This is a genomic window from Delftia tsuruhatensis NBRC 16741 (genome assembly GCF_001571325.1).
GTDB lineage: Bacteria > Pseudomonadota > Gammaproteobacteria > Burkholderiales > Burkholderiaceae_C > Comamonas > Comamonas tsuruhatensis.
In genome coordinates, this window is record NZ_BCTO01000099.1 from 1 (window position 1) to 7528 (window position 7528).

The window sequence follows — 7528 nt, forward strand, 5'->3', positions numbered from 1 at the left end:
ACCGGCAGCAGCCCAGGAACTGAAGGCCACGGAAAATTTGGTCTTGACAGTCCAGAAGCGAGGATTCATGGCACGTCTCCAATGAGATATGAAAATTTGCGGTGTACGAGCGGGGACCGGGACGTGCCGGAGCAAATTGCTCAGTTCGCAGCGCAGTCCGGCAGGGCTGCCGTGGCCGTCGCCAGGAGCTTGTCGGCATCGATGAGCAGCAGCGAACGCTCCTCGAGCACGCCCATGGCCAGCAGGCAGTCATTGACCAGGCCCCCGCCCATGGCGGGCACGGCGCGCAGGTCCTGCGGCATGAGCGTCACCACGTCGGTGACACCCTCCACCACCATGCCCGTCACTCCGCCAGGCAGGCGCAGCATGATGGTCACGGTGCAGGCGTCGTACGGCTTGGCCGCAAGCCCCAGCCTGAGCCGCAGATCGATGACGGGAATGACCTCCCCGCGCAGTTCCAGCACGCCGTTGAAGTAGGCGGGGCCATTGGCAATGCGCATGGGCGACTCGTAGGACCGGATCTCCTGCACTTGCAGCAGATCGATGCCGAACTCCTCATCGTCCACAAGGAAGGAAAGCCATTGCCTGGCGGTGTCGGTTGTCAGTGTAGGTGGCATCTTCATCACTCCAATCAAATTTATTTGATGAATTTGATAAAAATTTAACAGAGAGAAAAGAACAGCACAACTGGTTGTTACATTTTTGGGGTGTGTTGATGCTCGACACGTGAGCCAGGCGGAGCGCGTCGCCAAGCGCTGCCGGGCTGTGGCGACGGCTTGCCCAAGGGGATAGAGGACTGCGAGGCGGCTCGGCGCAGCGGATCCCGGGCAATGGCCTAGCGAGACTGAATTGATAAATTCAATTCCTCAAGATGGATGCAAGCTTGGTAAATTATCAATTACATCATATTGATCAAAGATTTCCGACCGCATCTCAGGAGACCCCCACCATGTTCCTCCGCCTTCTGTCCATCCGCACACGGCTCATCGCTGCTTTCATCCTGCTCCTGCTGCTGCTGAGCACGGTCGCGGCCATCGGCTCACTGCAGATCGCCCGGGTCCAGTTCAATGCCAACGACCTGGGCACCAACTGGCTGCCTTCCACCAATGCGCTGGCCTCGATTCGGGCCACAGCCAATGAAGCCCGCCGCGCCACCCTTCGCCATGTGATTGAGGAGTCTGTACCGGGCAAGCAGGCTCAGGAAGAGGCGCTGGCGAAGGCCGAGAAAGCCCTAGAGTCGGAGTTCTCCACCTACGAAAAGCTCATTTCCTCCCCTGAGGAAAAGAAGCTGTACGACAAGATGCGCGTAATTTGGGACGCCGTCGTACTGGAAGATAGGAAGGTGCTGGAGCTGTCCAAGGCCGGGCCGGAGCAGTCGGCCCAGGCGCGTGGCCAAGCCACGGGATCTGCGACCCAGGTCTTCACCGATTTCATGGACGTCGTGGGCCAGGACATCGCGCTGAACCAGGAGGGCGGGCGCAAGGCCACCGAGCAGGCCGAGAAGGACTACCACCTGGCGCTGTACCTGCTCGGCGGGCTGGCCACGCTGGCGGTGTCCCTGGGCGCCGTGCTGGCCTGGGCCATCACGCGCTCGATCACCGAGCCCCTGCACATGGCGGTCTCGGTGGCGGACACCGTGGCGCGGGGCGACCTCACGGCCAGCATCGTGGTGCAGGGCCGGGATGAGCCCGCCCGGCTGCTGGGCGCGATGCGCGACATGAACGGCAAGCTTCGCGAGATCATGGCAAGCATTCGCCTCAGCAGCGACAGCATTGCGACGGGGTCGAGCGAGATCGCCTCCGGCAGCCTGGACCTGAGCCAGCGCACCGAGCAGCAGGCCAGCAACCTCGAGGAGACGGCCGCATCGATGGAGGAGCTCACGGCCACGGTGCGCACGAATGCGGACACGGCCCAGCAGGCCAGCAAGGTGGCTTCGGCCGCGTCGGCCTCGGCTGCCGAGGGAGGCCAGTCCGTGGCCCTGGTGGTGCATACCATGCAGGACATCTCGCAGGCCTCGCGCAAGATCGCCGAGATCACGAACGTCATCGACGCCATTGCCTTCCAGACCAATATCCTGGCGCTCAACGCTGCCGTGGAGGCCGCGCGGGCCGGCGAACAGGGCCGGGGCTTCGCGGTGGTCGCCAGCGAGGTGCGCGCGCTGGCCCAGCGCTCGGGCACGGCGGCCCGCGAGATCAAGGAGCTGATCGGTGCCAACCTGGAAAAGGTCGAGCAAGGCACCCAGGTGGCGACCCGGGCTGGCGAGCAGATGGGCCGCATCGTGGAGCAGGTGCGCAGCGTGGACACCATGATCGGCGAGATCTCCAGCGCATCGGCCGAGCAGGCGGTAGGCATCCGGCAGGTCGGCGAGGCGGTGAGCCAGCTGGACCAGATGACGCAGCAGAACGCGGCGCTGGTCGAGCAAAGCTCGGCCGCTGCGGGCAGCCTGGAGCAGCAGGCCGCTTCTCTGGCGCAGATCGTCTCCACATTCAGGATGCATCCCGAGCATGGGGCAAGCCACCCCGCCGCGCCGCGTGCCGCCACCGTCCAGGTCATGGGGCCCAGGCAAGCGCTGCCGGCCGTTCAGGCACGCGTATCGCCGGCCCGTGCGCAACCGCAGGTCAAGGAGGAGGAATGGGCGGCCTTCTGACCTGGATCCGTACAGAAGCAAGGAAATGGCGGCAAGATGACGTATCCATGTGAACCGTTGCGGGGCCCTTGTTCATGATCAAGCGCATCAGTGTGCGGCAGCTGCGGCTGGGCATGTTTCTGGAGAGCTTTTGCGGCAGCTGGATGGAGCATCCGTTCTGGCGCAGCCGCTTCAGGCTGGAAGACCCTGCCGACCTGGCGAGGATCCTGCACGCCCCCATCCAGGAAGTGTGGATCGATACCGCCAAGGGCCTGGATGTCGCGCAAGACGAGCCGTCTTGCTCGCGCGAGCAGGTGGACACCGTGATCGACGCCCAACTGTCCGAGATCTCGCAACTGGCCGAGTTGGAGTGCGAGCTGCGGCCCGTTGCCTTCGATGAGGAGGTGAAGCGGGCGGCCCGGATCTGCCGCCAGTCCAGGCAGGCGATCACCGCCATGTTCCGCGAGGCGCGCATGGGCAGGGAGATCAACCAGGACGAGGCCCGCTCCGTGGTCGCCGAGGTGTCCGAGTCGATCATCCGCAATCCGTGCGCCTTGGTCAGCATCGCCCGGCTCAAGAGCAGCGACGACTACACCTACATGCACTCGGTGGCGGTCTGCGCCCTGATGATCGTGCTGGCACGCCAGCTCGACCTGCCACCGCAGCAGGTGCGCCAGGCGGGCTATGCGGGGCTGCTGCACGATATTGGAAAGATGGCGATCCCCGCCCCCATCCTGAACAAGCCGGGGCGCCTGACCGACAGGGAGTTTGCCGAGGTCCGCGAGCATCCGGCGCGAGGCCTGGAGCTGCTCCTGGCCGGCGGCGTCGATGATCCGGTGGTGCTGGACGTCTGCCTTCACCATCATGAGAAGGTGGATGGCACAGGCTACCCCCACGGGCTGCGTGGCGAGGACATCAGCCTGTTCGCGAAGATGGGCGCGGTCTGCGATGTCTACGACGCCATCACCTCGGACCGCCCCTACAAGCGTGGCTGGGACCCTGCCGAGGCGGTGCACAAGATGGCCGAATGGAGCGCCGGGCACTTCGACAAGACCGTATTCCAGGCCTTCGTCAAAAGCATAGGCATCTACCCGGTGGGCTCTTTGGTGCGGCTGACAACGGGCAGGCTGGGGGTCGTCGTGGACCCTGGCCGCCAGTCCCTGACCTGTCCGCAGGTCAAGGTGTTCTATTCCACGGCCAGCGGCATGCGGATGGCACCGGAGACCGTTGACCTGGCCCGGCCCGGGTGCCAGGAGAAGATAGCCAGTCGGGAAGACCCCGCGAAATGGGGCTTCACCGACCTCGATGCCCTGTGGAAAGACCCGGCCTGGGAACGGGCCACATAAAGACGGGGCTGCCGGCTCCCGCACAGGGGCAAAAGACCTGTTCCCGGCCTGGGGCCGGAACCCGCCCCGCTGCCGCGGCGGCATCCGGCGCCCACGGGCGTGAAGGCCTGGCAACAGATTTGATAGATAAATTCAATAAAATTTGATTTAATTGATATTTATGATTCACATGCCGGCCCACACCTTTGTTGCGGCATGAAAGATCTCCCCATGCAAAAGATACTGATCGCCGAGGACCATGCCGACATCCGCAAGCTGCTGCGCATGACACTGGAATTCAGCGACTTTGACGTCATAGAGGCTTGCGATGGCGACGAGGCCTGGGCGATGGCCGAGAGGCTCAGGCCCGACATCGTCCTGCTCGACATCATGATGCCGGGCACGCTCGACGGCCTGGAGGTGTGCAGCCGCATCAAGCGCTCCTACGAACTGCTGCATACGCAGGTCATCCTGCTGACGGCCCGGGGCAGCGCCGAGGACCGCAAGGCGGGCCTGCAGGCCGGAGCCGACGAATACCTGGTCAAGCCCTTCAGCACCCTGAAGCTGCTGGAGACGATCGAAAAGCTCGAGAGGATCGACTGATGGCCCAGTACCAGACCGCCTCCCCCCGGGAGCCATCGCGACGTTTCGATCCTGCGGCCGTGGAGCAGATGGAGCAGCTCATCCAGGACTTCGGCCGCATGTACCGCGAGCGCAACGATCTGCTCAAGGAAGTGACACGCGCCCACCACGAGACCCTGCTGCGCCTGGCCATGGCCGCCGAGTTCAAGGACGACGACACCGGCTCGCACATCATCCGCATCGGCTACCTGTCGGAGGCCTTGGCCCTGCGCCTGGGCTGCCGCATCGAATTCGCCAGCCTGCTGCGCAAGGCGGCCCCGATGCATGACATCGGCAAGGTCGGCATTCCGGACACCATCCTCAAGAAGCAGGGCCCGCTGGATGCGCAGGAGCGCCTGGTCATGAACCGGCATGCCGAGATCGGCGCGCATCTGCTGGGCCAGTCGCGCATCCCGGTGTTCCAGATGGCGGCCGAAATCGCCGCCAGCCACCACGAACGCTTCGACGGCAAGGGCTACCCGCAGGGATTGGCAGGCGAGGACATCCCGCTGTCGGCGCGCATCACCTCCATCGTCGATATCTTCGACGCGCTCACCATGGACCGGGTGTACCGGCCGGCGTTCGGGCGAGCACGGGCCCTGGAGATGATCGCGGCGGAACGGGGCAAGGCCCTGGATCCCGGCATCGTCGACGCGTTCATGGACAACATCGAAGAGCTGGATGCGCTGCGCCTGGCGCTGACCCGGCAGTCCCCGTCCTTCACCGATCTGATCGACACACCCTGAAAGCCCGCCATGCATCCATCATCGACATGTTTCGGCGCACCGTCCCCAAGGCGCGTGCTGGCACGCCTGGCAGCCGTTGCCGGATTGCTGCTGTGTCTGGTGCCATGGTCCGGCTCTGCCGCAGCTGGCGAGGTGCTGGAGCGGATTGCATCCACGGGCGCCCTGCGTGTGTGCATATGGCCCGACTACTACGGCATCACCTTCCGCGACCCACGCACGGGCCGGCTGACGGGCGTGGATGCAGAGCTGTCGGCGGAGCTGGCCAGGGAGCTGGGCGTACGGCTGCAGTATGTGGATTCCTCCTTTCCCAGGCTGATACCTGACCTGCTGGAGTCGCGCTGCGATGTCGCCATGTTCGCCGTGGGCATACTCCCCCAGCGGCAAAAGCAGCTGCGCTTCACGCAGCCCTATCTGAACAGCGACATCTACGGCGTCACCACCAAGAGCAATCAGGCCGTGCAGTCCTGGGCGGACATCGACCAGCCCGGCGTGCAGGTCGCCGTGCAGCGCGGCACCTTCATGGAGCCCGTGATGCGCGAGACGCTCAAGCATGCGCAGATCGTGTCCATCGAGCCGCCCCAGACCCGCGAGAAGGAGCTCATGGCAGGGCGCGTGGATGTGTTCATGACCGACTACCCCTACAGCCGCCGGCTGCTCGACAGCTCCGACTGGGCCCGGTTGATCGCACCGCCCAAGCCGTTCCACGTGCTTCCCTACGGCTATGCAACCAGTCCTGCCGACGCCCAGTGGCTGGCGCGCCTGGACCAGTTCGTCTCCGACATCCGGCGAGACGGCCGCCTGGCCCGGGCAGCGCGCAACCACGGGCTGAGCGCCATCGTCGCGCCTTGAACCCTCCGATGGAGCGCCTTCATCATGTCTGGCCGAGCCGGCACGCATCATTTTCTGGGAGCCAGGCGCAGCGCCCACCTCAAGGCATTGGTGCTGACCTTTGCCCTGTGCGTGCTTGCCGGGCTGGTGCTGTTCGTCTGGAGCCAGCTGCATGCCGAGGCCGAGCAGAGCAAGGCCCAGGCGGCGTTGCTGGCCCGTGTGCTGCAGGATCAGACGAACAAGACCTTCGAGACCGGCGAGGTCGCCCTGGCAAGCCTGGCCAACAACCCGGTCATCCTGTCCGCCGACAGCCCCGGCGCAGCGCGCGAGGCGGCCTTGGCGCAAGTGGTCGGCCAGTTGCCGGTTCTGCGCAGCATGGCGCTGCTCGATGGCAAAGGACGCATCCTGGCGAGCACGCAAGCGGGCGAGGCCGGCCTGCAGATCGAGCTGCACAAGCTGCTGCCTGACAGGGCATCGGCTCCGGTCCCGGGCAAGGTCCAGCTGGGACGCCTGGTCACCGGCCGCAGCCTCTCCTCCCTGGCAGCGACACCGCATGCGACACCGCATGCGACACCGCGGGGCGTCCGCTACCTGCCCCAGATCCTCGCATTCGAGCGCGACAACGGCGCACCGGCCGTGCTGGTGGCCCTGATCAATCCCGATGCCGTGGCCAACTTCTACCAATCCACGCTGGAGTCCCTCAGCTACGAGGCCATGCTGCTGAGCTACGACGGCCAGACGCTGGCCAGCACGAATGCGGGCACCGGCGTGCAGGCGACCGCCGTGCTGCAGACACCGCTGTTCCGGCAATGGCTGCCGCACAGCGAATTCGGCTCCTACGTCGGCGCCGGCATGCTCGGCTCCCATGAGGTCGTGTCCTTTCGCACCGTGCGCAACTGGCCTCTGCTGCTGGTGGTGGAGGAGCCCTACTCGGAGGTGGTCGCGCGCTGGCGCGACAAGGCATTCGCCTTCTTCGTTGCCGGCCTTGCGCTTCTTGCCCTGGTGCTGGGCCTGAGCGGGTCGGTGCTCAAGACCCGCAGGGTCCAGAAGTCGTCCCAGCAGTCCATGGAAAAGGCCCAGGCGCGCCTGGCCCGCAGCGAGCATGAGATGGCCGTGCTCATGCGCAGCGTGCAGGAGCTGATCTTTCGCACCGACATCCAGGGCCGGCTGACCTTCGTGAACGCACGCTGGGAGCAATGGACCGGGCAGCCCAGCGTCGAGGCGCTGGGGCAGCCGCTGGAAGGCATCGCGCGCGAAGCCTGCAGGCCGCAGATCCATGCCCTGCTCGACCCACAGGCCAAGCTGGCCCTGCGCAACTGCCAGGCCATGTTCCAGCTGCCGGGCCACCGGGAAATACTCTGCGACATCGCCGTCGTCCCCCT

The 7528-nt window shown here is 65.3% G+C and carries 6 protein-coding genes and 1 pseudogene; 6 read left to right on the plus strand and 1 reads right to left on the minus strand.

Translation table 11 applies throughout. The annotated features are described in order from the left end of the window. Positions 1–140: 140 nt before the first annotated feature. The gene (locus tag DTS01S_RS28955; protein WP_026062243.1) at positions 141–617 is read right to left on the minus strand and encodes a chemotaxis protein CheW; all 477 of its coding nucleotides are present in this window, start codon (positions 615–617) and stop codon (positions 141–143) included. Between the two features lie 332 nt (positions 618–949). On the opposite strand from DTS01S_RS28955, the gene DTS01S_RS28960 reads away from it, so the two are divergent. The 6 genes and pseudogenes from DTS01S_RS28960 to DTS01S_RS28985 form a co-directional block, all read left to right on the plus strand. Beyond that, positions 950–2647 carry a methyl-accepting chemotaxis protein gene (locus tag DTS01S_RS28960; protein ID WP_034368784.1) on the plus strand — a complete coding sequence of 566 codons (1698 nt, stop codon included), beginning with the start codon at positions 950–952 and terminating at the stop codon, positions 2645–2647. 74 nt (positions 2648–2721) lie between these two features. Then, on the plus strand, positions 2722–3972 hold the full coding sequence (locus DTS01S_RS28965; RefSeq protein WP_016450585.1) for an HD-GYP domain-containing protein: 1251 nt from the start codon (positions 2722–2724) through the stop codon (positions 3970–3972). Between the two features lie 210 nt (positions 3973–4182). Next, complete coding sequence (locus DTS01S_RS28970; protein ID WP_034348076.1) at positions 4183–4554, plus strand: response regulator transcription factor; 372 nt, start codon at positions 4183–4185, stop codon at positions 4552–4554. After that, a complete protein-coding gene (locus DTS01S_RS28975) occupies positions 4554–5318 on the plus strand; it encodes an HD-GYP domain-containing protein (RefSeq protein WP_016450587.1) in 765 nt (254 codons plus the stop codon). The genes DTS01S_RS28970 and DTS01S_RS28975 overlap by 1 nt, the downstream gene beginning before the upstream one ends. A gap of 9 nt (positions 5319–5327) precedes the next feature. After that, positions 5328–6167 (plus strand): substrate-binding periplasmic protein, encoded by an 840-nt coding sequence (locus tag DTS01S_RS28980; RefSeq protein ID WP_016450588.1) that lies wholly within the window; start codon positions 5328–5330, stop codon positions 6165–6167. 24 nt (positions 6168–6191) lie between these two features. After that, positions 6192–7528, plus strand: a pseudogene (locus DTS01S_RS28985) (PAS domain-containing sensor histidine kinase); the annotation flags it as partial.

Bases quoted from the DNA above. Each gene is read 5' to 3' on its own strand.
- DTS01S_RS28955 (WP_026062243.1), bottom strand. From the start codon at position 617: ATGCCACCTACACTGACAACCGACACCGCCAGGCAATGGCTTTCCTTC.
- DTS01S_RS28960 (WP_034368784.1), top strand. From the start codon at position 950: ATGTTCCTCCGCCTTCTGTCCATCCGCACACGGCTCATCGCTGCTTTC.
- DTS01S_RS28965 (WP_016450585.1), top strand. From the start codon at position 2,722: ATGATCAAGCGCATCAGTGTGCGGCAGCTGCGGCTGGGCATGTTTCTG.
- DTS01S_RS28970 (WP_034348076.1), top strand. From the start codon at position 4,183: ATGCAAAAGATACTGATCGCCGAGGACCATGCCGACATCCGCAAGCTG.
- DTS01S_RS28975 (WP_016450587.1), top strand. From the start codon at position 4,554: ATGGCCCAGTACCAGACCGCCTCCCCCCGGGAGCCATCGCGACGTTTC.
- DTS01S_RS28980 (WP_016450588.1), top strand. From the start codon at position 5,328: ATGCATCCATCATCGACATGTTTCGGCGCACCGTCCCCAAGGCGCGTG.